Annotated in this window: 26 protein-coding genes; 19 read left to right on the forward strand and 7 right to left on the reverse strand. The window is 58.1% G+C overall.

What is annotated here, in order from left to right; genetic code table 11:
- Nucleotides 1–6 precede the first annotated feature (6 nt).
- Nucleotides 7–540: a copper-resistant cuproprotein CopI gene (gene copI, locus ACOYXE_RS02955; protein WP_460927624.1), complete on the forward strand. Its 534-nt coding sequence runs from the start codon at nucleotides 7–9 to the stop codon at nucleotides 538–540.
- Between the two features lie 61 nt (nucleotides 541–601).
- Nucleotides 602–1,432: an NADPH-dependent 7-cyano-7-deazaguanine reductase QueF gene (queF, locus tag ACOYXE_RS02960; protein WP_460927626.1), complete on the forward strand. Its 831-nt coding sequence runs from the start codon at nucleotides 602–604 to the stop codon at nucleotides 1,430–1,432.
- Between the two features lie 189 nt (nucleotides 1,433–1,621).
- Here the strand turns inward: queF and ACOYXE_RS02965 are convergent, their stop codons facing one another.
- Both ACOYXE_RS02965 and ACOYXE_RS02970 read right to left on the reverse strand, forming a co-directional pair.
- Nucleotides 1,622–1,885 (reverse strand): DUF4404 family protein, encoded by a 264-nt coding sequence (locus tag ACOYXE_RS02965; RefSeq protein WP_122596978.1) that lies wholly within the window; start codon nucleotides 1,883–1,885, stop codon nucleotides 1,622–1,624.
- Nucleotides 1,886–1,993: 108 nt separating this feature from the next.
- The gene (locus tag ACOYXE_RS02970) at nucleotides 1,994–2,614 is read right to left on the reverse strand and encodes an HAD family phosphatase (protein WP_160058809.1); all 621 of its coding nucleotides are present in this window, start codon (nucleotides 2,612–2,614) and stop codon (nucleotides 1,994–1,996) included.
- 198 nt (nucleotides 2,615–2,812) lie between these two features.
- Here ACOYXE_RS02970 and ACOYXE_RS02975 point away from each other — a divergent pair, with 198 nt between their 5' ends.
- Nucleotides 2,813–3,502: an MlaA family lipoprotein gene (locus ACOYXE_RS02975; RefSeq protein WP_038362262.1), complete on the forward strand. Its 690-nt coding sequence runs from the start codon at nucleotides 2,813–2,815 to the stop codon at nucleotides 3,500–3,502.
- 54 nt (nucleotides 3,503–3,556) lie between these two features.
- On the opposite strand, the gene ACOYXE_RS02980 is transcribed toward ACOYXE_RS02975, so the two are convergent.
- Nucleotides 3,557–3,856 (reverse strand): PilZ domain-containing protein, encoded by a 300-nt coding sequence (locus ACOYXE_RS02980; RefSeq protein ID WP_160058808.1) that lies wholly within the window; start codon nucleotides 3,854–3,856, stop codon nucleotides 3,557–3,559.
- A gap of 275 nt (nucleotides 3,857–4,131) precedes the next feature.
- Between ACOYXE_RS02980 and rssB the strand changes: the two genes are divergently transcribed.
- Nucleotides 4,132–5,313 (forward strand): two-component system response regulator RssB, encoded by a 1,182-nt coding sequence (rssB, locus tag ACOYXE_RS02985; RefSeq protein WP_150651528.1) that lies wholly within the window; start codon nucleotides 4,132–4,134, stop codon nucleotides 5,311–5,313.
- Complete coding sequence (gene rssC / locus ACOYXE_RS02990; protein ID WP_003226553.1) at nucleotides 5,313–5,795, forward strand: anti-sigma factor antagonist RssC; 483 nt, start codon at nucleotides 5,313–5,315, stop codon at nucleotides 5,793–5,795. Before rssB ends, rssC begins: the two co-directional genes overlap by 1 nt.
- 202 nt (nucleotides 5,796–5,997) lie before the next feature.
- Here the strand turns inward: rssC and tal are convergent, their stop codons facing one another.
- The gene (tal, locus tag ACOYXE_RS02995) at nucleotides 5,998–6,924 is read right to left on the reverse strand and encodes a transaldolase (RefSeq protein ID WP_160058807.1); all 927 of its coding nucleotides are present in this window, start codon (nucleotides 6,922–6,924) and stop codon (nucleotides 5,998–6,000) included.
- A 202-nt stretch (nucleotides 6,925–7,126) separates the two neighbouring features.
- Nucleotides 7,127–8,083 carry a cellulase family glycosylhydrolase gene (locus ACOYXE_RS03000; RefSeq protein WP_460927630.1) on the reverse strand — a complete coding sequence of 319 codons (957 nt, stop codon included), beginning with the start codon at nucleotides 8,081–8,083 and terminating at the stop codon, nucleotides 7,127–7,129.
- 293 nt (nucleotides 8,084–8,376) lie between these two features.
- Between ACOYXE_RS03000 and ACOYXE_RS03005 the strand changes: the two genes are divergently transcribed.
- From ACOYXE_RS03005 to ACOYXE_RS03040, 8 genes are all read left to right on the forward strand, one after another.
- Nucleotides 8,377–8,817, forward strand: a complete 441-nt coding sequence (locus ACOYXE_RS03005) for a low molecular weight protein-tyrosine-phosphatase (RefSeq protein WP_064117874.1) — start codon at nucleotides 8,377–8,379, stop codon at nucleotides 8,815–8,817.
- 39 nt (nucleotides 8,818–8,856) lie between these two features.
- Complete coding sequence (locus tag ACOYXE_RS03010) at nucleotides 8,857–11,085, forward strand: polysaccharide biosynthesis tyrosine autokinase (protein WP_460927633.1); 2,229 nt, start codon at nucleotides 8,857–8,859, stop codon at nucleotides 11,083–11,085.
- Between the two features lie 40 nt (nucleotides 11,086–11,125).
- Entirely contained in the window at nucleotides 11,126–12,208 is a 1,083-nt protein-coding gene (locus ACOYXE_RS03015) for a glycosyltransferase (protein ID WP_405123187.1), read from the forward strand.
- Nucleotides 12,209–12,223: 15 nt separating this feature from the next.
- A complete protein-coding gene (locus ACOYXE_RS03020; RefSeq protein WP_095121071.1) occupies nucleotides 12,224–13,336 on the forward strand; it encodes a polysaccharide pyruvyl transferase family protein in 1,113 nt (370 codons plus the stop codon).
- Nucleotides 13,333–14,565 (forward strand): MATE family efflux transporter, encoded by a 1,233-nt coding sequence (locus ACOYXE_RS03025; RefSeq protein ID WP_460927636.1) that lies wholly within the window; start codon nucleotides 13,333–13,335, stop codon nucleotides 14,563–14,565. The genes ACOYXE_RS03020 and ACOYXE_RS03025 overlap by 4 nt, the downstream gene beginning before the upstream one ends.
- A complete protein-coding gene (locus ACOYXE_RS03030) occupies nucleotides 14,556–15,659 on the forward strand; it encodes a hypothetical protein (protein WP_160058802.1) in 1,104 nt (367 codons plus the stop codon). The genes ACOYXE_RS03025 and ACOYXE_RS03030 overlap by 10 nt, the downstream gene beginning before the upstream one ends.
- 12 nt (nucleotides 15,660–15,671) lie before the next feature.
- Nucleotides 15,672–16,718: an acyltransferase family protein gene (locus ACOYXE_RS03035; protein WP_160058801.1), complete on the forward strand. Its 1,047-nt coding sequence runs from the start codon at nucleotides 15,672–15,674 to the stop codon at nucleotides 16,716–16,718.
- Nucleotides 16,719–16,937: 219 nt separating this feature from the next.
- A complete protein-coding gene (locus tag ACOYXE_RS03040) occupies nucleotides 16,938–18,068 on the forward strand; it encodes an SGNH/GDSL hydrolase family protein (protein WP_460927638.1) in 1,131 nt (376 codons plus the stop codon).
- Nucleotides 18,069–18,177: 109 nt separating this feature from the next.
- Here the strand turns inward: ACOYXE_RS03040 and ACOYXE_RS03045 are convergent, their stop codons facing one another.
- Nucleotides 18,178–18,582, reverse strand: a complete 405-nt coding sequence (locus ACOYXE_RS03045; protein ID WP_405123191.1) for a phosphohexomutase domain-containing protein — start codon at nucleotides 18,580–18,582, stop codon at nucleotides 18,178–18,180.
- Between the two features lie 29 nt (nucleotides 18,583–18,611).
- Complete coding sequence (galU, locus tag ACOYXE_RS03050) at nucleotides 18,612–19,445, reverse strand: UTP--glucose-1-phosphate uridylyltransferase GalU (RefSeq protein ID WP_007910549.1); 834 nt, start codon at nucleotides 19,443–19,445, stop codon at nucleotides 18,612–18,614.
- 391 nt (nucleotides 19,446–19,836) lie between these two features.
- On the opposite strand from galU, the gene galE reads away from it, so the two are divergent.
- The 6 genes from galE (at nucleotide 19,837) to ACOYXE_RS03080 (ending at nucleotide 26,036) form a co-directional block, all read left to right on the forward strand.
- Nucleotides 19,837–20,853, forward strand: a complete 1,017-nt coding sequence (gene galE, locus ACOYXE_RS03055) for a UDP-glucose 4-epimerase GalE (protein WP_160058798.1) — start codon at nucleotides 19,837–19,839, stop codon at nucleotides 20,851–20,853.
- 230 nt (nucleotides 20,854–21,083) lie between these two features.
- Nucleotides 21,084–21,320 (forward strand): hypothetical protein, encoded by a 237-nt coding sequence (locus tag ACOYXE_RS03060; protein ID WP_007910552.1) that lies wholly within the window; start codon nucleotides 21,084–21,086, stop codon nucleotides 21,318–21,320.
- 90 nt (nucleotides 21,321–21,410) lie between these two features.
- Entirely contained in the window at nucleotides 21,411–22,526 is a 1,116-nt protein-coding gene (locus tag ACOYXE_RS03065; protein ID WP_174244467.1) for a polysaccharide biosynthesis/export family protein, read from the forward strand.
- 11 nt (nucleotides 22,527–22,537) lie between these two features.
- Nucleotides 22,538–23,203 (forward strand): YjbF family lipoprotein, encoded by a 666-nt coding sequence (locus ACOYXE_RS03070; RefSeq protein WP_405123192.1) that lies wholly within the window; start codon nucleotides 22,538–22,540, stop codon nucleotides 23,201–23,203.
- Nucleotides 23,203–23,961, forward strand: coding sequence for a capsule biosynthesis GfcC family protein (locus ACOYXE_RS03075; protein WP_160060118.1), 759 nt, complete (start codon nucleotides 23,203–23,205; stop codon nucleotides 23,959–23,961). Before ACOYXE_RS03070 ends, ACOYXE_RS03075 begins: the two co-directional genes overlap by 1 nt.
- Nucleotides 23,958–26,036, forward strand: a complete 2,079-nt coding sequence (locus tag ACOYXE_RS03080) for a YjbH domain-containing protein (RefSeq protein ID WP_460927643.1) — start codon at nucleotides 23,958–23,960, stop codon at nucleotides 26,034–26,036. The genes ACOYXE_RS03075 and ACOYXE_RS03080 overlap by 4 nt, the downstream gene beginning before the upstream one ends.
- Nucleotides 26,037–26,360 lie beyond the last annotated feature (324 nt).

The raw sequence follows: 26,360 nt of genomic DNA on the forward strand, positions 1-26,360 counted from the left end.
ACGACCATGTTTTTACGTAAATCCGTGACATTGGCCGCCTGTCTGCTGGCGCTGAGTTCGCCGGTATGGGCGGCACCCGCGCACACCTACGACTTCGGCCAGCCAGCGCCTGCCGCCAAAGCCACGCGCAGCATTGAGGTGGTGCTGAACGACATGTCGTTCGACCCCAAGGCGATTCAGGTCAAGGCCGGTGAGACGGTTCGTTTTGTGCTGGTGAATAAAGGCCAGCTGCTGCACGAATTCAACCTCGGCGATGCAGCGATGCACGCCAGACACCAGCAGGAAATGTTGCAGATGCAACAAAGCGGCATGCTCACGCCTACCGGCATGAAGGAAGTGTCCCACGATATGGCCGGCATGGATCACGCCGCGATGGGCCACGGCATGAAGCACGACGACCCGAACAGCGTGCTGGTCGAGCCGGGCAAGACTGCCGAGCTGACCTGGACCTTCAGCAAGGCCACCAGTCTGGAATTTGCCTGCAATATTCCCGGGCATTATCAGGCGGGCATGGTCGGCAAACTGACTGTCAGTCAGTAAGCACTCAAAGGCGCGGGCAAAGGCTGGTAGAATCCGCTGATTCTTCAGTCAGGTTTCCGCCATGCATCCCGCAGCCGAACATTCGCCGCTGGGCAAATCCAGCGAATACATCGCCACGTACACGCCGTCCCTGCTGTTCCCGATTCCGCGCACCGCGAAATGGGCCGAGCTGGGTCTGACCGCCGACACCCTGCCGTATAAAGGTGTGGATTTCTGGAACTGCTTCGAGCTGTCGTGGCTGTTGCCGTCGGGTAAGCCGGTGGTGGCGATCGGCGAGTTCAGCATTCCGGCGGATTCGCCGAACATCATCGAGTCGAAGTCGTTCAAGCTGTACCTGAACTCGCTGAACCAGACGGCGTTTGCCGACGTTGCCGCATTGGAAGCGACGCTGGTCAAGGATTTGTCGGCCGCCGCCGGCAAACCGGTCGGCGTGCGGGTTCGCAGTCTGAAGGACGTTGAAGCAGAAGGCGTTGTGGCGTTGCCGGGCGTGTGCATCGATGATCTGGATATCAGCGTCAGCAACTATGAGCATCCGCGCCCGGAACTGCTGCGCTGCGATGAATCGCGGGTTGTTGAAGAGACGGTGTATAGCCATCTGCTCAAATCCAATTGCCCGGTGACCAGTCAGCCGGACTGGGGCACTGTGGTGGTGGAATATCGTGGCTCGGCGCTGGATCATGCCAGTCTGCTCGAATACATCGTCAGCTTCCGTCAGCATTCGGACTTCCATGAGCAGTGTGTGGAGCGGATTTTCCTTGATCTGCAGCGTTTGTTGAAACCCGAGAAACTGACCGTATTCGCACGTTACGTGCGTCGCGGCGGTCTGGATATCAACCCGTATCGCAGCACTGAAAGCGTACAGTTGCCGAATCACCGGCTGGTGCGTCAATAAAGATCCGGAATGTGCGATATCCAATGTGGGAGCGAGCCTGCTCGCGAATGCGGTGTGTCATTCAACGTTGATGTCGACTGACACGACGCCTTCGCGAGCAGGCTCGCTCCCACAGGAGACGGTGTTGCAAGTTGTAGAAATGAAAAAGCCCTGCCAGTGATGGCAGGGCTTTTTTGTATGGCGTGGGAATCAGATCCCCATGCTGCCCAGCGCATTGACGATGTTGCGCAGGGTGCCGGCAATCGCTGGGTGTTCGACTTCGAAGCGTTCAACCGCCAGATTCACGCCATCGGCGATGCTGGCGTCTTGAGTGGCATTTTCCAGTTGAATTTCGGACTCAATTTGCGCCATCAGCACACGCAGGTCTTCACGTTCGACTTCCGACAGCGGCGGATTCTGCTCCAGTTGCTCGCGCAGGGCATTCAGCTGTTTTTGCAGTTCTTGGGCGGGCATGGTGGTTTCCTTTTATCAATAGGCACTGGCATTGACCGCAGCCGCGCGCCAAAGGTCTATGGCTGACCTTTAGATTAATCCACTCCCGGCAAATCTGCATGATCCCGATCAGGGCTTTTCGCCTTTGAGGCGGCGCAGGCTGATGTCGGCGAGGCAAGTGTCGAGTTCGCCCAGATGATCGATCACCGAGTGCACGCCGAGGCCGAATAACTGCATCGTCGCCTTGCCACGCAGTTGTTCGCGTTCTTTCTGGCTCAGCGCTTGCCATTCACCCGGCGCCAGGCCACACAGCGAGCCGCAGGAGGCGAGACCGATGGTCCACAGCCCTGCGTTAAGGCCCGATTGCAGCAAACGCGGCTCACCGCTGACCAATACGCAACCATCCAGACTGCTGACGTTCAGGTCCATCAGGGCCTGCCAGCAAGCGTTCGGCGCAGGCCATGGATTGATTGTTGCCGAGTATTGCGCGGGTTTGATCCAGGCCGGTAACGAGGTTGATAACGATTGGGCGAGGGCAGGGGGCAGTTCATCCAGCCAGGCGCAGGGAATCTGCTGGCGCTGCAAACTGTGCAGACTGTCGAGCGCGCCCGTTGTGGCTTCGGCATGCTCGGGCAGGGCGATCGCCTGTTGGCGGGCGCGAGCACCGAAATCCACCAGACAACCGCTGAGTCCAAACAATACGGCTGTCAGGCTGGACGCGGCGACGGGCAAGGTTTCGGCGTGTGTCATGGCAACGTCCCTGAAATAGCGATAAGGCTAGTCATTCCAGGTGACAGTTGCGTGACGGCTATGTGAAACGCGGCGTGGGAGGCGTCCTACAACTTTGCACAATTGGCCGACTGCCCAAACGGGCTTTTGCGCTTATACTAGCGGCCTTAATGCCCGGGCCCCGATGTCCGCGACAGTACACATCCAAGGAGTTTTTCTATGCGCTGGAGCTATCCGCTCGCTCAGCTAAGTGTATGTGCCGGCCTGTTGCTGGCGCCGTTCGCCACTCAGGCCGCAACGGAAGAAGACCCTTGGGAAAGCGTCAATCGCCCGATTTTCCAGTTCAACGACTTTGTTGACACTTACGCGCTGAAGCCACTGGCCCAGGGCTATGAGTTCGTCACGCCGCAGTTCCTTGAAGACGGCATCCACAACATGTTCCGCAACGTCGGTGACGTCACCAACCTTGCCAACAACATCCTGCAAGCCAAACCGGCTGCTGCGGGCGTCGACACCGCTCGCCTGATCTTCAACACCACTTTCGGTCTGCTCGGTTTCTTCGATGTCGGCACCAAAATGGGCCTGAACCGCAGCGACGAAGACTTCGGTCAGACCCTCGGTTACTGGGGCGTGGGCAGCGGTCCGTACGTGATGCTGCCGCTGATGGGGCCGAGCACTTTGCGTGATGCGCCTTCCAAGTACGTCGACAGCTACACCGGTATGTACCGCTACATCGACCACGTGCCTACGCGTAACTCGATCTTCGGTCTGAACATCGTCGACACCCGCGCCAGTCTGCTGTCGAGCGAGAAGTTGATCAGTGGCGACAAGTACACCTTCATCCGCAACGCTTACTTGCAGAATCGCGAGTTCAAGGTGAAGGATGGCCAGGTCGAAGACGATTTTTAATCTCGACCGGTAAAAAAACAAAGGCGACCTCAGGGTCGCCTTTTTTGTGTGTAGCTATTTCATTTTCAGAATGGTCAGACCGAGCTTCTGGCCGCCGCCATCCTGTGCCCTGACCCAGACCACTTCGGTCTCGGCTTCAAGGCCGCTGAGAGCGGCATGTTCAGAGTCGATGCGCACGCTCAGGCGGTCGCCGACCGCGAACAGGCGCGGTGCTTCGACCTGCATGCCACTGCTGGAGAGGTCGATGCACACCCCTGAAACCTCATCTCCTTCATGAATCAACACGACATCGGCATCGACCCGCATGCGGATGAAATCGCGCTTTTCGCTGTAGTCCCGACTGGTTTGACTCATAGGTGCGTCCTTCCATTGGGTTACGGTTTGAGCTGTTCTTATAACTCTCGGTGATTTGACAAGTAAAGTCGTCAAGCGACCATCGGCGCATGCTTGAAACGCTCTGCGGATGGGAGTACCGTCTGCGCCTTAGAAGGGCACCTCTGGTGTAACCGCGTTTGCAGCCAATGCTCGAAAGCGGTGCAGTAGAGAGGCTAGAAAGCGAATCCAGTAGTCTGCGCAGGGCCAAATGCCTCGCCAACTACGCCAACCTAATTCTGGCGCCGTTTGCCCACATGCCAAAAACCAGTGCCACGCTGCTGATAATCGATGATGACGAAGTAGTGCGCGCGAGCCTCGCGGCCTATTTGGAAGACAGTGGTTTCAGCGTCCTGCAGGCCAGCAACGGCCAACAGGGTCTTCAGGTATTCGAGCAAGACACGCCCGACCTGGTCATCTGCGATCTGCGCATGCCGCAGATGGGCGGTCTCGAACTGATCCGTCAGGTCACCGAGCGGTCACCGCAGACGCCGGTGATCGTGGTCTCGGGTGCCGGCGTGATGAACGACGCGGTCGAGGCTTTGCGCCTGGGCGCCGCGGACTACCTGATCAAGCCTCTCGAAGATCTGGCTGTGCTCGAGCACTCTGTGCGCCGGGCCCTGGATCGTGCGCGCCTGCTGCTGGAAAACCAGCGCTACCGCGAGAAGCTGGAAAAGGCCAACCGCGAGCTTGAGGCCAGCCTGAACCTGCTCCAGGAAGACCAGAACGCCGGTCGCCAGGTGCAGATGAACATGCTGCCGGAAAGCCCATGGAGCATCGACGAGTTCAGGTTTGCCCACCAGATCATCCCGTCGTTGTACCTGTCGGGTGATTTTGTCGACTATTTCCGTGTCGACGAGCGCCGGGTCGCGTTTTACCTGGCGGATGTCTCCGGTCATGGCGCCTCTTCAGCCTTTGTCACCGTGCTGCTGAAGTTCATGACCACGCGCCTGCTGTTCGAATCCAAGCGCAACGGCACATTGCCGGAATTCAAGCCTTCCGAAGTCCTTGGTCATATCAACCGGGGGCTGATCAGTTGTAAGCTGGGTAAACACGTCACAATGGTCGGTGGAGTCATCGACGAGGAGACCGGTTTGTTGACCTATAGCATCGGCGGCCATCTGCCGTTGCCTGTGTTGTACACGCCTGACAGTGTTCGTTATCTCGAAGGGCGTGGTCTGCCGGTGGGGCTCTTCAATGAAGCCACCTACGAAGACCACGTGCTTGAGCTGCCGCCGACGTTCAGCCTGACGCTGATGTCCGATGGCATTCTGGATCTTTTGCCAGAACCTACGCTCAAAGAAAAAGAAGCCGCTTTGCCTCAACGGGTGAAGTCGGCGGGCGGCAGCCTGGATGGTCTGCGGCAAGTGTTTGGATTGGCCACGCTAGGGGAGATGCCGGATGATATCGCCCTGTTGGTGTTGAGCAGGAATCTTTAATGAGTACCGGTAGAATCCAGTTCGCCGAGCAGGACGGCACCTTCGTCCTGAAGTTCGTCGGTGAAGTTCGCCTGACCCTGTGTTCGGCGTTGGATGCGACTATTGAGAAAATCTTCACCGCGCTGAATTTCAACGCGATCGTGATCGATTTGACCGAAACCCGCAGCATCGACAGCACGACGTTGGGTCTGTTGGCCAAACTGTCGATCCTGTCGCGGCAGAAGGTCGGCCTGCTGCCGACTGTCGTCACCACCCACGAAGACATTACCCGTCTGCTGCAATCGATGGGGTTCGAGCAGGTGTTCAACATCGTCAACCACCCGGTGCCATGCCCGGAGTGCCTGGACGACCTGCCGGATCAGGACCAGTCGGAAGAAGTGGTGCGGATCAAGGTGCTCGAAGCGCACAAGATCCTCATGGGCCTCAACGATTCCAATCGTGAAGCGTTCCATGACCTGGTGAATGCCCTCGAAAGACACTGATCTGATGAAGTGATGTTGTCTGGGCCGGCCTCTTCGCGAGCAAGCTCGCTCCCACACTGGATCAGCGTCGTTCATTAATCCCCTTTTGGGAGCGAGCTTGCTCGCGAAGGCGTCAGATCAGACGATACATTTTCCATGGCTGACTGAATAAAAAAGGGCGAACCTTAACGGGTTCGCCCTTTTTGCATTTCCCTAACTCAAATCACAGCTTGGCCTGCAACAGCGCCTCAAGCTTCTCCTGGTCGCGAGCAAACTGACGGATGCCCTCAGCCAGTTTCTCGGTGGCCATTGCGTCTTCGTTGGACAGCCAGCGGAATTGCGCTTCGTTGAGGCTCAGACGGGCTTCACCGGCGTTGCCCGGGGCCAGTTTGCGCTCCAGCTTGCCGTTATCGGCTGCCAGCTTGTCGATCAGGTCCGGGCTGATGGTCAGACGGTCGCAGCCGGCCAGTTGCTCGATCTGGTTGAGGTTACGGAAGCTCGCGCCCATGACCACGGTCTTGTAGTCATTGGACTTGTAGTAGTTGTAGATGCGGGTGACCGACTGTACGCCCGGATCATCGGCGCCGGTGTAGTCGTTGCCGTTGGCTTTCTTGTACCAGTCGTAGATACGGCCCACGAATGGCGAAATCAGAAACACGCCAGCGTCGGCGCAAGCGGCGGCCTGGGCGAAGGAGAACAGCAGGGTCAGGTTGGTCTGGATGCCTTCCTTCTCCAGCACTTCCGCGGCGCGGATGCCTTCCCAGGTCGAGGCGATCTTGATCAGTACGCGATCACGGCCAATGCCGGCTTTGTCGTACAGCTCGATCAAGCGATGCGCGCGTTTCAGCACGGCATCCTTGTCGAACGACAGGCGCGCATCCACTTCAGTGGAGATACGGCCCGGAATGACTTTGAGAATTTCCTGGCCGACCGCGACGCCGAAACGGTCGCTGGCCAGGCCGACATCGCCCTTGCAGTCGCTGACGCAAGCGTTCAGCAGCTCGGCGTAGGCCGGAATGGCCGCCGCTTTGAGCAGCAGGGAAGGGTTGGTGGTGGCGTCGACCGGTTTGACCCGGGAGATCGCTTCGAAGTCGCCGGTATCGGCCACAACGGTGGTGAATTGTTTGAGTTGTTCCAGCTTGGAAGTCATGGGCGTGCTCTATCCTATGGGTCTGATGACATTACCCGAGCGCTGACGGTCACTCAAGGGCGTGTATGTGTATCGATGGCCCCTGCGGCAACAACCTGAAAACGATTGTTTGAAAGGCGGGGCGGGCTATCGATGAATACGATGCCAAAACGGCCAACAGGTTCAAAGCAACCGACCTGCGTGCAGGTCGGTCGCGCAGGGGTTACTCGGCGTTCAACAAGGCTTCGACCGACATTCGCGCCGGTTTCGGCTGACCGTCGGAAGTCAGCAGGCCGAAGTTCTTCTCGCGATCGTTACTGCCGGAATCACTGTTTTTCCATTCATAGATGGATGTCAGTGGAATCTTGAGTTTTTTAACATCGCCGATAAACGCGTTGATCTTGCTCGCCTGGCCTTCAGGCCCGCCGTTGGAGGCAAGCGCCGAGATGCCCCATTCACTGATGACCCCCGGCAGATGGAAGTTCTGCTGAATGAAGTTTTGCGCGTTGCTGATCTGCGTGGCCGTCATGCCATACGGGTGATAGGACACCGCGCTCAGGCATTTCGGGTATTCGCTGACGATGCGGTTCAGCGCCACCGTTGAAGCAGAACCGGCGCTGGGCGGCCGGGCGAAGCCGTAGCCGATCACCGGCGTTGATGGCGGTTGATCCTGCAGCGCCTTGCACACGCCGCTCATAAACGGCACAAACGTCGTGTCGAAATTGCGCGTCGGCCAATAGGTTTCCAGGTCCGGCTCATTCCATAGCTCGATCGCCACCAGTTGCTTGCCGTATGACTGTTGCAGCCCGGTCACGGCGTTGCCGAAGCGTTCACCGGCAGTGGTTAGCTCGGCGCTCGATGTCGCGGGCAGCGCCTTGATCGCGCGGACCGTCAGCAACACCGGCAAGCCCGCAGACTGGGCGGCCGCAAAGGCATCGCTGACCTGTTTCTGATAAGCCTTGGCCGTCAGGCTGTCGCTCCACACACCGAAGCGGACAAAACCGAAGCCTGCGGATTTGATCTGTGCGGCGTCAGCGGCGGAGAAGTTCTGGATCTTTACCTGAACACCGATGTTCTTGGCCGGAAGGTTGGGAAACGTCTCGCTGGCGTGCACCTGAGTCGTTGCACTCAGCACTGTCAGCGCCAGCGCGCTGAGTCTTTTGAGATGTGTTGATTTCATGTCTGCTCTCCCGAAGAGAAGTGACAACTACGAATGTTTTTCTCGTTACTCGATTTTCGAGTGAGGTGATGGCACTTAGTGCGCGAATGTTATTTTTTGTCGGAAAACAATCAGCCGAAAATCACAGTTATTTTTAGTCCGCTAATTGTGGTTGGGGGGCTTTTAAACGCTGTGGTACTTAATGCTTCGGTACTAACAGGGCGAATCTATTTCCGAGTGAAGAAAGATCTTGAGGGTTCATTAAATTGCTCTCGAGATGTTGGCCGTTTGACATTACACAGGAAAGTAAAACCTTGTTCAGAAAGATCCTTGTCGTTTGCGTGGGCAATATATGCCGTAGTCCGACGGCAGAACTGATGCTGCGTAACGCGCTCGCTCCTTCAGCGATCACTGTCTCCTCCGCAGGCCTGTCGGCGCGGGTGGGCGAGGGCGTAGAGGCGTCCGCCCGGCAAGTGCTCGAAGACCATGGGCATAGCGCCGAAGGCTTCACGGCACGCCAATTGACCGCGGACATAGTCAATGAATCAGACCTGATTCTGGTCATGGAAAAACAGCATGTTAATCAAGTATTGAAGATTGCCTCTCATGCGAGGGGCAAAGTATTTCTGCTCGGCAAGTGGCAGAGCGAGCGTGAAATACAAGATCCGTATCGTCAAGGCAAGGCCGCTTTTATTCATGCCCATGCATTGATTGAAGATGCTGTCAGCTCATGGGCACAACGCCTCGCGCGTTGATGAATATTCTTCAGATCAATGAATGGTAAGAACAGACTTATGCAGTTACCGTCCGTCATCGGCACCCGCGACAATGATCAAGACAGTATTGATCTTCTCGGCATATTCGGCAGTTTGATTGACCAGAAATGGTTGATCGGCGCGCTCACCGGCGCGTTTATGGTCACCGGTGTGGCCTACGCAGTGTTGGCCACGCCCGTGTACCTGGCGAATGCGCTGGTGCAGGTCGAGCCGAAAAAGAACGACATGCTCGGTTTCTCCGACCTCAACAGCATGCTCGGTGGGCAATCGCCTTCGGTGACCGAAATCGGCATCATCAAATCCCGCGCGGTGATCGGCAAAACCGTCGACGACCTGCGTCTGGACATTGATGTCACCCCCAACACCTTCCCGATCATTGGCGGCTTTCTCGCCCGGCGTTATCGCGGTGAGACCGAAACCAGCGTTGCTGCGCCGCGTTTCGGCCTGAACAGTTACGCCTGGGGTGGTGAGCGTCTGGAGTTCGCCCGGCTCAATCTGCCGAAAGAACTGCTGGGCAAGAAGCTCACCCTGATTGCCGGCGAACAGAAGCACTTCCGGTTACTCGATGACAACGACAACCTGCTGGTAGAAGGTATCGCCGGCGAAGCGTTTGCGCAGGATGGTGTAGAAGGGCAGATCAGCCAGTTGCTGGCCAACCCTGGCACGCGTTTCGAAGTAGTGCGCAACCCGCGGATCGTGACGATTCAGGGTTATCAGGACGCGCTGGATATCTCCGAGCAGGGCAAGGAATCGGGGATTATCAAACTGGCACTGGCCAGCAGCGACGCCGCTGAGGCGGTGAAGATTCTCAACAAGATCGCCGCGCTTTATGTCGATCAGAACGTGCGTCGCACCTCGGCGGAAGCGGCGCAGAGTCTGGCTTTCCTGCAGAGCCAGTTGCCGCAGGTCAAACGTGATCTGGCCAAGGCCAGCGATGCGCTGAACGCCTATCAGACCCACGGCAAGACCGTGAACATCTCGCTGGAAACCCAGTCGGTACTCGGTCAGTCGGTAGCGCTGGAAACACGGATCTCCGAGCTGAAAATGCAGCAGGCGGAGATGGACCGCAAGTTCACCAAACAGCACCCGGCCTATCGCGCGCTGATGAGCCAGATCGGCGAACTGACCCAGCAACAGAAGTCGCTGGAAGGCAAGGTCGGCGATCTGCCTGCCACGCAACAAGAGCTGCTCAACCTGACCCGCGATGTCGAAGTGGCCTCGCAGATCTACACGCAGTTGCTGAACAAATCCCAGGAGCTGGACATCGTCCGCGCCGGTGCCGTGGGTAACGTGCGTCTGGTCGACGCGGCGGATGTCGACCTGACCAGCCCGGTCAAACCGAAAAAAGCCCTGATTGTGCTGATTGCTACCTTCCTCGGTGCCTTTGTCGGTGTAGCTCTGGTGTTGCTGCGCAAATCCCTGAGCCGTGGCCTCGAAGGCCCGGAAGCCATCGAGCAACTCGGTTTGCCGGTGTACGCGTCGATCCCGTACAGCGCCTTGCAGGATGAAGAAGACAACAAAAAAGGCCGCGCCCGCGACGGTGTCGACAAACCGGCGTACCTGTTGGCCCTGCGTAACCCGACCGATCTTTCCATTGAGTCGATCCGCAGCCTGCGTACCTGCCTGCATTTCGCCGGGCTCGATTCGACCAACAACCGCATCATGATTTCCGGGCCGAGCCCGCAGGTCGGCAAGACCTTTGTCTCGTCCAACCTCGCCGCGGTCATGGCCCTGAGCGGCCAGCGCGTGGTGCTGATCGATGCCGACATGCGCAAAGGTCACCTGCACAAAACCCTCAACACACCGATCACCAACGGCTTGTCCGATCTGCTGGTCAAGCGCTGCAGCATCGATCAGGCGATCAACAAGGTCGAAATCGACAACCTGCACTTCATCAGTCGCGGCCAGGTACCGCCCAATCCCTCCGAGCTGCTGATGCACGGCAACTTCCGCGATTTGCTCGCCGAACTGAGCGAGCGCTACGACCTGGTGATCATCGATACGCCGCCGCTGCTGGCGGTGACTGATGCGGCCATCGTCGGCCGTGAAGCCGGGATCAGCCTGATCGTCACGCGCTTCGGGGTGAACCCGGCCAAAGAGATCGAACTGACCATCCGCCGCTTCGCGCAGAACGGCATCGAGTTGAAAGGCGCGGTGTTCAACGGCGTCGAGAAGCGTGCCGCCAGTTACTACGGCAACGGCGGCAACGGTTATTACAACTACGAATACGCGTCCGACAAATCCTGACTGTCAGCGACTGTTTTTTCCTGTTTGAAGTGGGTGATTTGTGAAGAAAATACTGCACGTGGCAGAGACGATCAAAGGTGGCGTCGCGACGGTGATCCGGACGATTTCGGCTTCGCCTGAAGGCGATGCGGCGAACTACGAGCTGGTGTATCTCGTCCCGGATGATCAGGCCAAGGAGTTGCACGGCATCGGCGCGAAACAGATCCGCACCTTCCCGCGTACCGGGCGCAATGTGCCGTCGCTGTTGCGTTTTGCCTGGCGCCTGACCCAGGTGATGCTCAAGGAAAAACCCGATGTGGTGCATTTGCACAGCACCTTTTCCGGCGTGATCGGGCGATGTGTTTGTGTGCTGTTGCGACCGTGGCGCAAGCCGAAAATCGTCTACTGCCCGCACGCGTTTTCGTTCTTGATGGAAAGCTCGCCGACCAAGCAGAAAGTCTATGCGTGGATCGAGCGGGTGCTGCAGAAAGTCACCGACGTGATCATTTGCGTCAGCCAGTACGAACTCGACAAAGCCGCGCGCTTCGGCATCGAGCGCAAGCGCATGAAGCTGATCTACAACGGCATTCATCGCAAGGATGACGCGCCGAAAGCGGCGAGTCCCGAGCCGATTCATCTGCTTTTCGTTGGTCGCCTCGATTATCAGAAAGGCTTCGACGTGCTGCTCAAGGCCTTCGCCAATGTGCAGCGCAAAGACTTGAAGCTGACTGTGGTCGGCAGCGCGGTGAACGAGGACGCGGTGGAGTGCCCACCGATGGACTCTGTTGAATACCTGCCATGGGTAACGCCGAGCGAAGTGCAGGCGCTGTACCAGAAAGCCGATGCGCTAATTGTGCCAAGTCGCTGGGAAGGTTTCGCCATGGTGCCGCTGGAAGGCATGGCCATGGGTTTACCGGTGATTGCCAGCAACTGCACGTCGCTGCCTGAACTGGTCACCAACGAAGTCTCCGGTTATGTCTTCCCGTCCGGTGATCACCAGGCATTGACCGACGTGCTGACGATCATCCAGAAGCCGCGCCTGCTCGACCTCGGCAATGAAGGTCGGAGCATCGTCCGCGAGCGTTTCAGCGCCGCGTTGATGATTCGCCAGACCTACGACTTGTACCGCGCTCCCACTTTTTAAGTAGAACTCAAGCATATGAACGTAACGATTTTGCATGGCTACAGTGCCTCCAACTCCGGTGACGGCTTGCTCGTCGATCTGGCCATTGCCCTTGTGCAACGCAACTTTGGTGAAGACACCGCGATCAGTGTTGTCGCTTCCGATCCGGATTCTTTCAGCTACTTGCCGCACCCGCGTTTTGACGCGCCAGTGATGGCGGCCAAGGGTTTGGGCCGGGTCAAGCAAGCGGTGTTCCTTAATCAGTCCTACGCCGGGCTGGCGGATCTGCTGAAGAAAACCGATCTGATCGTCGGCGTCGGCGGCGGCTACATGCGCTCGAAAAGCGCTTTCGAACACATCAAGCTGAAACTCGGCCACGCCAAACAACTGGAAACCGCGATCCTCAGCAAAGTGCCGTCGGTGTACCTGCCGCAAAGCATCGGCCCGTTCCATGGCGAGAGCAGCAAGATCGTCGAACACTACGCCAGCGCCGATGCGGTGTTCGTGCGCGACAATCGCTCCTCGGCGATTTTCGATGCCTGTGCAAACGTCTACCGCGCACCGGACCTGGCAGTGCAGTCGCTGGCGAGCAAAATCCTCCAGCAAGCGAAGTTCACCCGCTGCGCGTCTTCGCCAGCCACGGTCTGCGTAGTGCTGCGCAAGCCGCCGGAGTGGAGCAAGGAAAAGAAAGTCGCTTACGTGGCCAATCTGAAAGTGCTGCTGCAGCGCCTGAAGAACAAAAGCAAAGTGGTCTGCGCCGTACAGAGCGCGGTGCGCGGCAACGATGACGGTGCTTTTTATCGCGAGCTGGGCATCACTGAAGACCTGTTGTCGCTGAAGGCGACGATTGCCAAATATCAGCCGGATCTGGTGATTTCCGTACGCTTGCACGGGGCTATCGAGTCGCTGCTTTCCGGCGTGCCGGCGTACCACATCAGCTATGAACGCAAAGGCTTTGGCGCCTATCAGGACATGGGTGTGGAAGACTGGGTGATCAACGGCGGCGACATCAATGTCGACACCATCATCGACACGGTTTACGCGCCGAATGCGCTGTCGAACTTCGGCAAACGCCTGACGGATACCTGCCGTGAAATCGAAGCGAAAACCGTGGCCATGGATGACATCATCAAGGGTGTCGTTCGATGATATTTCGGCTGCTGCTTCGCGGCGGAGCGTTAGGCGCGAAGTTTTTGCTGGTGTTGGCGATCACCCATTACCTCGGATATGAGGCGCTGGGCTTTTACGGCGTGGTGGTCGCGGCATCGCTGATTGCGTCGAAGTTCTACAGCGTCGGTTTCAGTTCCGAGATCAATCGGTTGATCAGCGTCGGCGGCAGTTCGCGCCGCGTGGTCGATAAAGTCCTGCTGCTGTATCTGGCGGTGGGGCTGTTGTTGTCGGTAGCGACGGTGCTGATCTATTCACTGTTCCAGACAGTTGAAGCGACGACTGCGCTGATCCTTTGCGTGACGCTGGTATTGCTCACCGAACACCTGTCGTTCGAGATCAACTCGTTCGTGTTTTCCGCGCAGAAAGCCACGGCGGGCGCGTTGCTGTTCTTCGTCAAGACCGGCCTGTGGGCGGTATTGGCGGTGGGCGGGATGATGCTCGACTGGGTGTCGGGCATCGCCAGTGTGTTGTGGCTGTGGGTCGCCGCGAACGTGCTGGTGATCATCGCCGGTTACCTGATCGTGGTGAACGTGCACAAGGGCCGGGTCGCTGAGACGTTGGCCACGGGCACGGTGTGGAAGGCCGGATTGCCGTTTTACCTCGGCACTGGATTGATCGCATTGAGTCAGTACGCCGAGCGCTTTCTGATCATCGATCTGGAACCCTACGCCAGCCTCGGTAAATACGTGTACGCGTGGTCGGCGGCGAACACTTTGCAGGCGCTGTCGTACGCCGTGGTGGCGGTAGTCGGGATTCCGGTGCTGGCCAAGCGTTTCCAAGCCGAGCAACAGGCGTTCACAGTCAAGCAACTGTTCATCAACAAGTGGGTGATGCGCTCGCTGCTGGTATCGGCGGCGGTGGCGGTGGCGATCTATGTGTTTTTCAACGTGGTGCTCGATTACGTCGCCACCAGCGTGCCGCGTCCGGACAATGCGATCCTCGGCGTACTGATTTTCTCCTTCGCCCTGCGCGCGATTGGCGACATCGTCTGGGGTGGTTTGATTGCCTCGAAAAACAGTCGAGTGTCACTGGCCAGCGCTGCCATTTGTTTGTTGATTTCGGTGCCGGTCAGCTATGTGTTGATCAAGCACTATTCGATCTACGGCGCGGCGTGGGGCAACGTCTTCGCGATCATCGTGCAACTGCTGGTGATTGCCGTGCTGACCCGCGCAACGGCCGGGAAAAAGGGCGCGTTGTCATGGGCCTGAAGCTGCCGTGCATCGAGTTTCGTGGCAAGCGACTCGATTCGTCGATCTCATTCCTGATCCTGTTCACCGGGCTGTTTCTGTCGGTGGCGATGCCGCTGTTGATCCCGCGTGATCCGGGCCCGGATGCGATGACCTTGTGGTCGTCCTACGCCCGTGCCGACAACTGCAATTTCTGGAACCCGTTCTCACCGGATCGCTCATCTTACGAGTGCTCGGCGTTCCTGCTGCGGCCCACCGGGATCAACCTGACCAATGCCTGGGCCTACGGCATGTTCTGCAATTTTTTCCTCACGGCGATACCGGTGGTGGTGTTTCGGCGCATGCCGTTGGCGATCTTCGGCACCCTGTGTCTGTGGGGCATCGTGCGCTCGTTTTTCCTGGAGAACCTGACCAAGGAAATCATTGTGTCGGTGGCGGTGTTGAGCATTCTGCTCAGCTCGCTGACGCGCAAGTATCGTGGCGGTTTCTTCCTCTCGGCGGTGATTTACGGCGTACTGATCCGGCCTTACTGGATTCTGTTTTCGCTGTCGTGGGTGGGCGTCTGTGTGATGAAAAAGTACGTGTCACGCACGACTTTCTTCCTGATGTTGTTCCTGTTCTACCTCGCGGTGGCCATGTCGATTCAGCTCGCTTTGGGCTTTCCGGTGTCGTCGATTCGCGCCAGCAACAACGAGTTGCGCACGGCGGGCGAGGAGGGCTCGAAGTCATTGATTGTCTCGTGGCTCACGGGCAGCGATTTTGTTTCGCAGGCGCTGGACTCGATGATCATCTTCTTCCGCCTGTCGTTCCCGGTGGAGCTGATTCTGCTGTCCGGCCCGGGTCAGGTGATCTTCGTCGCGTTGATGATCATGACCGCGTTGCTGCTGTTCAAAGTCATCACCTCGACCGATTACAAAGGCGCGCCGATCCAGACCAAACCCAAGGAACTGATCGCGATTCCGCTGGCGTTTCTGCTGGTGCAAGGGCTGTTCGAGCCGGACTTCGGTTCCTTCGCCCGGCACTTCTCGATGGTGGTGCCGGTGTTGTTTGTCGGCCTGGGCTTGATGCTGCGGGCGAACAAACCGGTGCAGGTTGAATCAAGAATTCTGAATTGAGGCAGGTGCTTTATGTCGAGCAAGAAAAAGTCCCTGGAGATTGAAACCCTGCGTGGCCTAGCGTGCCTGTTGCTGGTGCTCTATCACGTCATCGGGCCGTTGGGCGGCGGGTTGAAAATCGACATCGGCTCACCGTTCCGGGTGATCGCCGATTCGATGGTGTACGTGCGTATGCCGCTGTTCACCTTCATCTCCGGGTACATCTATTCGATCTACAAGATTCGCGGCAATGACTTTTCCGCGTTCTTCAGCGGCAAGGTGCGCCGCTTGATCGTGCCGCTGTTTTGCGTCGGCGTGCCGTTCTCGGTGCTGCAAGCAGTGGGACCGGGGGTGAACAAGGACGTCGGGGTGATCGACGCGTTGTTGTCGTTCTGGGTGCCGATCAACCACTTCTGGTTCCTGCAGGCGGTGTTCATCATTTTCATGTTCGTCGGGCTGCTGGAGTGGCGCGGGATGCTGCGTTCGGCGACGCGGTTGTATGGGCTGTTCGCGTTTGCGGCAGTGTTGTTTTTGTTGCCGCCGTTCAAGTTCGATGCGTTCGGGATCAACGGCGCGATTTATCTGCTGCCGTTTTTCGTGGCAGGGATGATTGGCCAGGAGAATGTCGACCGGTTGAAGCAGACGTTCAAAGTGATCGGGCCGCTGGTGTTGGTGTTGATCTCGCTGACGTTGTTGTATGTCGCGGCGATTGATCGTGAGTTGATTGTTGATCGTCGCAGTCTGATTGGTTTGACCGTGGGTTGCGTGTCCTGCATCGCGCTGCTGTCGAGTGATGTACGGTCGAAGGCGCTGACCTGGTTGGGCGGTTATTCCTATGCGATTTTCCTGTTTCATGTGTTGTTCGCGGCGACGTCGCGATTTGTGCTGGGACGGTTGGGGGTGAAGGATGAGAGCTTGCTGGTGCTCGGTGGGCTGAGCTTTGGCTTGCTGGGGCCGGTGGTGTTGTCGATGGTTTTCAGTCGGTTCAATTTCACTTCGGTGCTGTTCCTCGGCGAGCGCGTGGCGAAGAAGAAACCGGTGGCGCCCATCGTCCCTGTGGTGCAGACGCAAAACAGCTAAAAGCTTCGCGAGCAAGCTCGCTCCCACAAATTTTCTTGGTGTACACAGATTTAGCGGATGACCGCGATAAATGTAGGAGTGAGCCTGCTCGCGATAGCGTTGTGTCAGTCAATGCATTTGTATTGGATAGACCGCTATCGCGAGCAGGCTCACTCCTACAGTTGATCTCTGTACACCCAAGCATTCAGTGGGCCATTCCAGACTGAAGGAAAATTTTGCATGTTGGCAGTAGATGATGCGCAACCCGTGGCGGCCTCGGTGGTTCAGGTGGGCGACGCCCGCGAGCGATTCGCGCAGTGGCGTGAAGGCAAGGCCGGCAAGGTGTTGTCGGTCTCGGTGATCGGCGACAGCTACAGCGCCGGACAGGATTTCTACCTGAATAAGCTGGTGCAGCGCGTGGCCGGGGAGGTGGGTTTTGCCGGGCCGGGTTACGTCGGTTTCAACCACGGCGCGGCGCTGGGCGGCACGCATTTCAAATACACCCGCAGCAGTGACAAGTACTTCGGCGGCGACTGGAAGGTTTCAGACCTGGGCCAGGCGAGTCCGGACAGTCGCACGGTAACAGGCCGGCCCGGCGCATGGTTGCAAGTGGATGCCAGTCCTTCGCCGCGCATTGATACGGCGGTCACTCAGGCGAAACTGCTTTATCTGGGCAACGGTGAATCCAGCGAGCTCCGCTATCGCTGGTCTCCCGCGCAAGACTGGCAACCCCTGAAGCTTGAAGGTTCGGGCGTTCAGGAAGTCGCGCTGACAGGCCTTTCGGCAGCGAAAGACTGGTCCTTCAAACTGGAAGTGGTGAAGGGCGCGCCGACGTTGTTCGGCCTGTGGATGAGCAACGAGCAGAACGGCGTGCGGGTCTCGAAACTGGCGGCATCGGGTGCGGCCTCTGCGGACTTCTATCACAAGGATCCGCAATGGCAGGTGCAGTGGAAAGCTGCGGTGTCGAAGATCCCCGCTGATGTTTACCTGATCATGCTCGGCGGTAACGATCAAGGGTTCGGCGTCAAGCCTGCACAGTACTTGCAGAACGTTCAGGGGCTGGTGGGCATGCTGCGCGAGATTCAGCCGCAGGCGAGTATCAACCTGATCATGCGTCAGGACACCACGCGCTCCAGTGCGTATCCGATGTCGGCGTACGCGCAGGTGCTTGAGCCGTGGGCGCGGGAGCAGCATCTGGGATATGCCAATCTGCAATGCGCGTTCGGGCCCGACGTCAAACGCTACGCGGCGGCGATGATCGGCCCGGACAAGATTCATCCGGTGCCGGCCACGGGCGGGAAGGTGATTGCTGATTACTTTTACGGCTGGATTACCGGCGCCAAGGACCGTTGCGACGGCCTCCCGAAATAACCACAAAACCCAAATGTAGGAGCTGCCGAAGGCTGCGATCTTTTGATCTTGTTTTTAACAGCAACATCAAAAGATCGCAGTCTGCGGCAGCTCCTACAGGGAAGTGTGTTTATTCGAATTGTTCTATCTGGCTCAGCAGCTCCGAGAGTTTCTGCGGCATCAAGCGCGTATCGCACCGGGTTTCGACGTTAATGATGATCGCCGGATCGTTGCAGCAAATCCGCACGCGAAAGCGCCAGTCGCTGAAGATCACCTTCAGACCATCCTGGTCATCCATTTCCAACGCCTGCTCGCCATACAGCTTTTTCAAATGCGCGAGCAGCGGATACGGATCGCGCAACGGCCGGCGAATATCACCGGACGCCGGAAATACGCCAATCCGCTCCACCAGCAGAATCGTGCCCAGCCAGGTTTCGTTGGCGCTGGGCAACGGTTGATGGCGCGACAGCCAGCTCATCACCCCGAGGTTACCCACCTCGCGTTCAATCTCTACGGAATGTTGTGCAATGTTCATGGTGGCCTCGTTGGGTGAAGGGAGTCGTCTCAGCGGCCCTTGAGATAAACGTTTTCGTAGCAGAAATTGGTCGCCTGCAAGTAACCCTCGGCGTCACCGCAGTCAAACCGCAAGCCTTTGAATTTGTAGGCCAGCACGCAACCGTTCTGCGCCTGTTTCATCAGCGCGTCGGTGATCTGGATTTCGCCGCCCTTGCCCGGTTGGGTGTCGGCGATCAGGTCGAAGATGTCTGGAGTGAGGATGTAGCGACCGATGATCGCCAGGTTCGACGGCGCGTCTTGCGGGGCCGGTTTTTCCACCATGTTGTTGACCCGGTAGATGCCGTCGGACATCAGTTCGCCGGCGATCACCCCGTACTTGTGGGTCTGGTCGGCCGGGACTTCCTGGATGGCGACGATCGAGCAGCGGAATTTCTTGTACAGCTCAATCATCTGGGTGAGCACGCCGTCACCTTCGAGGTTCAGACACAGGTCATCAGCCAGCACCACGGCAAACGGCTCATCGCCGATCAACGGGCGACCGCTGAGAATTGCGTGGCCCAAGCCTTTCATTTCCACCTGACGGGTGTAGGAGAAGGTGCAGGTGTCGATCAGCTCGCGGGTGCCGGCGAGGAATTTCTCTTTCTCGGTACCACGGATCTGGTGTTCGAGCTCGTAGCTGATGTCGAAATGGTCTTCCAGCGCACGCTTGCCGCGACCGGTGACGATGGCCATGTGTTGCAGGCCGGCGTCCCGCGCTTCTTCAACGGCGTACTCGATCAACGGCTTGTTGACGATCGGCAGCATTTCTTTCGGCATGGCTTTGGTGGCCGGCAGGAAACGCGTGCCATAGCCGGCAGCGGGGAACAAACATTTACGAATCATAAAAGTATCCTGGACAGTCATGGAACACAGGCGACAGATGCGCGCACTAATAAAGGGCGTATAAGTTTCAATGTTGGATTGAAGGCTTACTTTAATACCTGAGTCAGGTTATTAATGGCAAATGCGAGTGACGGTAAAACACGACAATGTTATGAGATGTCGGTAAGTGCGTTGTTAGTTATTTTTAGTCGGTATCTGTTGATAGTGATGAGTGCACAGGGAGTGCTAATAAGTACCAAGCAATACAGTGTGACCTGCAAAAATATTTATTGCCAGTCATTGAACTAGTTTTGTTTTCGGTTGTTGTCGCCTGTTTGTGTGGATTGTGACACATCTTCAATAAATCAGGCTTGACACGCTACTTGTCACTCATCCAAAGACGGATAGCACTATGAAGATTCTGGTAACGGGTGGTGCCGGCTATATCGGCTCGCATACCACACTTGCATTGCTTGAAGCAGGTTATGAAGTTGTTGTACTGGATAATCTTTGCAACAGCAGTGAAGCCGCGTTGCACGCCGTTGAGGGCATCTGCGGCAAGAGTGCCTGGATGATCCGTGGTGATGTCTGTGACCGGGCACTGCTCGACCGGATTTTCCGCGAGCACAACATCGAAGCGGTGCTGCATTTTGCCGGCCTGAAAGCGGTCGGCGAGAGCGTGCGCAAGCCGCTCGAGTACTACGAGACCAACGTCAGCGGCAGCATCAATCTGTGCCAGGCAATGGCGGCGGCGGGGGTGTTCCGGCTGGTGTTCAGTTCGTCGGCCACGGTGTACGGCGAGCCTGAGCAGATGCCGATCCGCGAGGATTTTCCCACCGGCAATCCAACCAATCCCTACGGCCAATCCAAGCTGATCGTCGAGAATGTCCTGCGCGACCTGAGTCAGGCCGAGCCGCGCTGGAGCATCGCCTTGCTGCGTTACTTCAACCCGATCGGCGCCCACCATAGCGGCCATATGGGCGAAGACCCCAACGGTATCCCGAATAATCTGGTGCCTTACATCAGCCAGGTCGCGGTCGGCAGCCTGCAAGAGCTGTCGATCTTCGGCAACGATTACCCGACCATCGATGGCACTGGCGTGCGCGACTACATCCACGTCGTCGATCTGGCCGACGGCCACTTGAAGGCGCTGCAGTCGATCTCAGAGCGTACCGGCATTCATACCTGGAACCTCGGCACCGGCGATGGCTACAGCGTGCTGCAAGTGCTCCACGCCTTCGAACAGGCCTGCGGGCAACCGGTGCCGTATCGGATGATGCCGCGCCGTTCCGGGGATATCGCCGAGAGCTGGGCCGATGCTTCCAAGGCTGCGAAGGAACTTGGCTGGAAAGCCACGCGCAACTTGCAGGACATGGTCACCGACACTTGGCGCTGGCAATCGAACCATCCCAAAGGTTACTTGCGATGATGGCCATTTAACCCAATGTTATCTTCAGTCAGGTTGTTAGATAACGTCGGGAAATTACACTGGCAATGCCTTTTGCAAGTCCGTAGATATAAACCTGCCGTTCGACTTTTATCAGTTGGGTAAGACTGTGAAAGAACAACGGATCTTGTTCGCGCTTTTTGCGGACTTGAACTCACCACCGCTAACTCAGGCCGGTTTTTTAACAGGTCGAATGTTAGAAAGGAGTTGATATGAAAAAAGTGATGGCAGTTGCCCTGTTGACGATGTTGAGCAACTGGGCTGCCGCCGCTGAAGCACCGCTGACAGCGGTAACCAATGTAGGTGGCAACGTGGCGGCTTCTCAAGCGCCCGCAGCCAGTACTGCAATGGTTGCCAGTGCTGTAGCGGCGTCTAACAGCGGTGGCAGTGCCAACGGCGGTACCACCGGTACGACGGGTACCACCGGTACAACCGGCACGCATAACTAACAGGAAGTTCTGTTAGTGCAGTACAGGGTCGCCCGACGCAAGTCGGGTGACTTTGTTTTTGGATTCGCCCTTGAATAGCGTAGTGCCATTATGACTCGTAGTGTTTATCTTTTAATGTTGGCAAGTCTCGCTCTGCAAGGTTGCATGTTTTCCCCCGGTCAATACCTCAGCACCAGTGACATCACCCGCCAGGGTGCCAGCGAAAGCAGCCGGGTCGAGCTGATCCCGATCACGCCCAAGCTGATTGCCATGAACCGCGCCACGCAAAAGCGTGAGTCGCTGCCGCCGGAACTGTTGGCGACCCCGGCCGAATACCGCATCGGCAACAACGATGTTCTGTACATCACCGTGTGGGATCACCCTGAGCTGACGGCCCCGTCCGGCGCGCAACAACAGATCGATGCCAACGGCCGTCTGGTGCGCTCCGATGGCACGCTCTATTACCCGTTCATCAAGGAAGTCCAGGCCACCGGCCGGACCATCCAGCAACTGCGCTCGGACATTGAACAACGGCTGTCGGCATTCATCGCCGAGCCGCAAGTGGATGTCGCGGTGTTGCGTTTTGCCAGCCAGAAAGTCGTGGTCACCGGCGCGGTAACCAAGGCCGGTCCGCAAGCGATTTCCACCAATCCGCTGAGCGTGGTCGAAGCCCTCGGTTCGGCCGGCATCGATACCAACAACGCCGATTTGTCCGGGCTGCTGCTGACGCGCAAAGGTCGCACTTATCCGCTCAATCTCGACTCGCTCAATCAGCAGGATTCCGAGTTGCAGAACGTCTACCTCAAGGGTGGCGATCAGCTGTATCTGCCGTACAACGACAACAAGCGCATCTACGTGATGGGCGAGGTCAACCAACCGCGTGCACTGAGTTTCAAGACCGCGACGATGAACCTCACCGACGTGCTCGGTTCGGTCGGCGGCCTGGCCCAGACCACCTCCAACGGCAACGCGGTGTACGTCATTCGTGGCGTGGAAAACCTCGATGTCGAACCGGCGAAGATCTACCAGCTGGAAGCCGAATCGCCGACCGCCATGGCGCTCGCTTCGCACTTCGAAGTCCGCCCGCAGGACGTGGTGTATGTCGGGCCTGCCAACGTGACTCGCTGGAATCGCTTGATCAGCCAGTTGGTGCCGTCGGCATCGATTGTCGGCACTGGCGCTTCCGCTGCGAAGAACTGGAGCGAATACAGTAACAACAGCAAATAAGGTCGCCGACTTTGAACATTTTGAAAGTTGGCCTGTGCCTGATGGCGGCCTCGTTGCTGTGCGGCTGTAACCCGCTGATGAGTGCTTCGTTGAATAACCTTAAAGCGGCGGTCGTCGGCCCGGATGAAGTCGACGTGTCGGCGGCTGAAGTGGCCGGGGTCAATTATCCGCAAATGAAACTGACCACGCCGTCCGGCTCCGGGGTGCTGGCGCTGGTGCGCGAGCGCGAAGACCTGCAGTTCTGGGTCGCTTCCGGCAAACAGGTTCTGCTGCTGCGCAATGGCCTCGCCGTGCGCACCATTGGCCTGGGCCTGGAAGGCGATCTCGATGGCACGCGGCTGGCCGATGACTCGCCGTTCAAGCAAGGCCTGCACCACGTCGCGGACGGTTTCACCACGCGGCGCTGGATCGACCTCTACAAGGGTCAGGAAGTCGGGGTGATCGTCAACAGCCGCTTCTCCCGCCGCTCGGAACAGACCCTGCAGATTCTCGACAAGGAATACACCGTGCTGCGTGTCGATGAGCACATTGACGCCCCGGCCATCGGCCTGAGCGCGACCAATCGTTACTGGGTCGACCCGCGTGACGGTTTCATCTTGCAGAGCGAGCAGCAACTGACGTCGCAGTTGCGCGTCAAGGTTGTGCAACTGACCCCAGATCGCAGGCACCTGCCGTGATGCGCCTGAAAATGTTGTCGGCGGGCTTGATGCTGGTCGCGAGTGTGAGTCAGGCGGCCGTCACGGTGTCGGGTGATGTCGCTAATCCCGGACCAATCCCGCTGCCACCCGGCGGGCGCTTGCTCGATGTCATCAGCGAAGCCGTGCCGAATGCCGAAGGCTATTGGCTGGCGGGCGGCTTGCTGCGGCAGTCGCTGATAGAAGAGCAGACACGGCTGAAGGTCGGTGTGCTGTTTGATCTCGATGTGCTGCAACGCATGTCGATGCTGTTCGATCTGCCGAGTCGGGCGGCACTGGCGCAGCGCATTGCCGAACAAGTGCGGCAGATGCCGGTGACCGGACGGCAGATTGCCGATCTTGATCCGGTGGCGCTGGAAGTTGGCTTCGCGCGCAACATTCGCCTCGATGACGGCGATCGTCTGGTCTATCCGAAGCGCGTCGACGAAGTGCAAGTACTGGGCGCCGTCGCCGAGCCGTGCCACTTGCCGTATCAGCCGTTGCAGGAGGCCCGTGAATACCTGCAAGGCTGTTCGATTCTGGACGATGCCGAAGCCGATTACCTGTGGCTGATCCAGCCCAATGGCGCGTCGCAACGTGTCGGCATCGCCCATTGGAATCGCGAGAGCGGGCACTTTCCCGTGGCCGGCAGCAAGATTCTGGTGCCGTTGAAAAATGATGATCTTGATCCGCCTCTACCTGAACTGAATCAGCAGTTGGCCGAATTCATTGCCACGCAGCTGGCCGAGGTGGTTCGTTGAAGTTACGTTTTGCAGCTGTGTTGTTATTGCCCTGCGGTCTGGCCCATGCCGAGCCGCGCATCACCCAGAATGACTTCGGTGGCACCGGTCTGTTGCAGACGCCGACCGCGCGCATGGCCCCGGCCGGCGAGTTGAGCGTCAACGCCAACCGCACCGATCCGTACAGCCGCTACAGCGTGTCGTTGCAGCCGCTGGACTGGCTCGAAGGCTCGTTTCGCTACACCGCGATCACTAACCGGCCATACGGCTCGGAGGCCCTCAGCGGTAGTCAAAGCTATAAGGACAAGGCGGTCGACGTCAAAGTCCGGCTGTGGCAGGAAAGTCACTGGCTGCCCGATGTGGCGCTGGGCTTCCGAGATATCGGTGGTACCGGTTTGTTCTCCAGTGAATTTTTCGTCGCCAACAAGCGCTACGACAACTTCGATTTCAGTGCCGGGATTGCCTGGGGTTACCTCGGTAATCGCGGCGATATCGACAACCCGTTGGGCTACATCAGCGATCGCTTCGATACCCGTCCCGCGCTCGAAGGCACCGGTGATGTCAACTCGGGTTCGTACTTTCGTGGCCGGCCGTCGTTTTTCGGCGGCGTGAGCTATCAGACGCCGTGGGATCGCCTCAGCCTGAAACTCGAATTCGAAGGCAACGACTACAAGCACGAGCCGAAGGACAACGAGATCAAACAGGACTCGCCGATCAACCTTGGCGCGGTATTCAAGGTGACTGATTCGGTCGATGTCAGTGCGGCGTGGGAGCGCGGTAATACGGCGATGTTCGGCGTGACTTTCCACACCAATTTCGTCAGCCGCAAGGCACCGGCGAAGACTTACGATCCGACCCCGGAACCGCTGCCGGCGAAGGCACCGAACACAGCGATGGACCAGGTCAACTGGGCCAACGTCTCGCAGCGTTTGCAGCAGAACGCCGGCTACAAGGTCGAGCGCATCACCCAGCGTGATTCCGAGCTGATCGTCTATGGCGAGCAGCAGCGTTATTTCCATTCGTCCAAGGCTGTGGGCCGGGCGAGCCGGATTCTCGACAACAGCGTCAACGACGATATCGACTGGTTCACCGTGGTCAACAAGCGCTACGACTTGCCGCTGGAAGAAACCAGTTTGCCGCGCCAGACCTTCCGCGAAGTGATCAACAACGAAGAGCCACTTGAATCGCTGCACCGCACCACCGAGATCAACCCGGCGATGCCGCACAACGAGAAAACCCTCTACACCGAAGCACCGCAGCATTTCAGCTATGGCGTAGGGCTGGGCTTCAAGCAGAACGTTGGTGGTCCGGATGGCTTGCTCTATCAATTGAGTGCCGATGCCGACGCCGAATATCGCTTCAACCGCAACACCTGGTGGAGCGGTTTGCTCAGCGCCAACCTGGCCAACAACTTCGACAAATTCACCTACGACGCGCCGAGCGGTTTGCCGCGCGTGCGCACGGATTTGCGTCAGTACCTGACCACGTCTAACACCACCATGCCGTTGTTCCAGGTCAGCCATGCCGAGCAGTTGGATAAAGACTGGTACGGCATGGTGTATGGCGGTTATCTGGAGTCGATGTTTGCCGGTGTCGGCGGTGAGGTGTTGTTCCGCCCGACCGGTGAGCGCTGGTCGGTGGGCGCGGACCTGAACTGGGTGCGTCAGCGCGATTTTGATCAGGGTTTTGCCCTGCGCGATTACTCGGTGGTGACCGGGCATGTCACGGCGTATACCGATTTGCCGTTCGATACGTTGGCGGCGGTGAGCGTCGGGCGTTATCTGGCCGGAGATTGGGGCGGCACGTTGGACATCTCGCGCGAGTTTTTCAATGGCGTGCGTTTTGGTGCGTGGGCGACGATCACCACGGCGGGTAGCGCGGAGTACGGCGAAGGTAGTTTCGACAAAGGCATCTACCTGTCGATCCCGTTCGACGAAATGATGAGTATGTCGACCATGCGCCGCGCCAACCTGGTCTGGGCCCCACTGACCCGTGACGGCGGTGCGCGACTGAGTCGCAGCTACCAACTGCACTCGATGACCGATAGCCGGGAAGGGGACATGTTTTATCGGAATTTCGAGAAGATTACCGAGTAAGCGCAGATCTCCGAAACACCGCATAAACCTGTGGGAGCGAGCCTGCTCGCGATAGCGTCCGTACAGTCGACATCCCCGTTACCTGACCCAGCGCTATCGCGAGCAGGCTCGCTCCTACATTGGCTATTTGTCACACCAAAAATCCCGAGCCAAGCACAAATCCCCTGTAGGAGTGAGCCTGCTCGCGATAGCGTCCGACCAGCCGACATCCCTGTTGCCTGACCCACCGCCATCGCGAGCAGGCTCACTCCTACATTGAATATTTGCTACGCCACAGAGCGTGAGCCGTCCATAAACCCCTGTGGGAGCGAGCCTGCTCGCGAA

It is taken from the genome of Pseudomonas sp. MC6, assembly GCF_054790575.1.

Bases quoted from the DNA above. Each gene is read 5' to 3' on its own strand.
- copI (WP_460927624.1), top strand. From the start codon at position 7: ATGTTTTTACGTAAATCCGTGACATTGGCCGCCTGTCTGCTGGCGCTG.
- queF (WP_460927626.1), top strand. From the start codon at position 602: ATGCATCCCGCAGCCGAACATTCGCCGCTGGGCAAATCCAGCGAATAC.
- ACOYXE_RS02965 (WP_122596978.1), bottom strand. From the start codon at position 1,885: ATGCCCGCCCAAGAACTGCAAAAACAGCTGAATGCCCTGCGCGAGCAA.
- ACOYXE_RS02970 (WP_160058809.1), bottom strand. From the start codon at position 2,614: ATGACACACGCCGAAACCTTGCCCGTCGCCGCGTCCAGCCTGACAGCC.
- ACOYXE_RS02975 (WP_038362262.1), top strand. From the start codon at position 2,813: ATGCGCTGGAGCTATCCGCTCGCTCAGCTAAGTGTATGTGCCGGCCTG.
- ACOYXE_RS02980 (WP_160058808.1), bottom strand. From the start codon at position 3,856: ATGAGTCAAACCAGTCGGGACTACAGCGAAAAGCGCGATTTCATCCGC.
- rssB (WP_150651528.1), top strand. From the start codon at position 4,132: ATGCCAAAAACCAGTGCCACGCTGCTGATAATCGATGATGACGAAGTA.
- rssC (WP_003226553.1), top strand. From the start codon at position 5,313: ATGAGTACCGGTAGAATCCAGTTCGCCGAGCAGGACGGCACCTTCGTC.
- tal (WP_160058807.1), bottom strand. From the start codon at position 6,924: ATGACTTCCAAGCTGGAACAACTCAAACAATTCACCACCGTTGTGGCC.
- ACOYXE_RS03000 (WP_460927630.1), bottom strand. From the start codon at position 8,083: ATGAAATCAACACATCTCAAAAGACTCAGCGCGCTGGCGCTGACAGTG.
- ACOYXE_RS03010 (WP_460927633.1), top strand. From the start codon at position 8,857: ATGCAGTTACCGTCCGTCATCGGCACCCGCGACAATGATCAAGACAGT.
- ACOYXE_RS03020 (WP_095121071.1), top strand. From the start codon at position 12,224: ATGAACGTAACGATTTTGCATGGCTACAGTGCCTCCAACTCCGGTGAC.
- ACOYXE_RS03025 (WP_460927636.1), top strand. From the start codon at position 13,333: ATGATATTTCGGCTGCTGCTTCGCGGCGGAGCGTTAGGCGCGAAGTTT.
- ACOYXE_RS03030 (WP_160058802.1), top strand. From the start codon at position 14,556: ATGGGCCTGAAGCTGCCGTGCATCGAGTTTCGTGGCAAGCGACTCGAT.
- ACOYXE_RS03035 (WP_160058801.1), top strand. From the start codon at position 15,672: ATGTCGAGCAAGAAAAAGTCCCTGGAGATTGAAACCCTGCGTGGCCTA.
- ACOYXE_RS03040 (WP_460927638.1), top strand. From the start codon at position 16,938: ATGTTGGCAGTAGATGATGCGCAACCCGTGGCGGCCTCGGTGGTTCAG.
- ACOYXE_RS03045 (WP_405123191.1), bottom strand. From the start codon at position 18,582: ATGAACATTGCACAACATTCCGTAGAGATTGAACGCGAGGTGGGTAAC.
- galU (WP_007910549.1), bottom strand. From the start codon at position 19,445: ATGATTCGTAAATGTTTGTTCCCCGCTGCCGGCTATGGCACGCGTTTC.
- galE (WP_160058798.1), top strand. From the start codon at position 19,837: ATGAAGATTCTGGTAACGGGTGGTGCCGGCTATATCGGCTCGCATACC.
- ACOYXE_RS03060 (WP_007910552.1), top strand. From the start codon at position 21,084: ATGAAAAAAGTGATGGCAGTTGCCCTGTTGACGATGTTGAGCAACTGG.
- ACOYXE_RS03065 (WP_174244467.1), top strand. From the start codon at position 21,411: ATGACTCGTAGTGTTTATCTTTTAATGTTGGCAAGTCTCGCTCTGCAA.
- ACOYXE_RS03075 (WP_160060118.1), top strand. From the start codon at position 23,203: ATGCGCCTGAAAATGTTGTCGGCGGGCTTGATGCTGGTCGCGAGTGTG.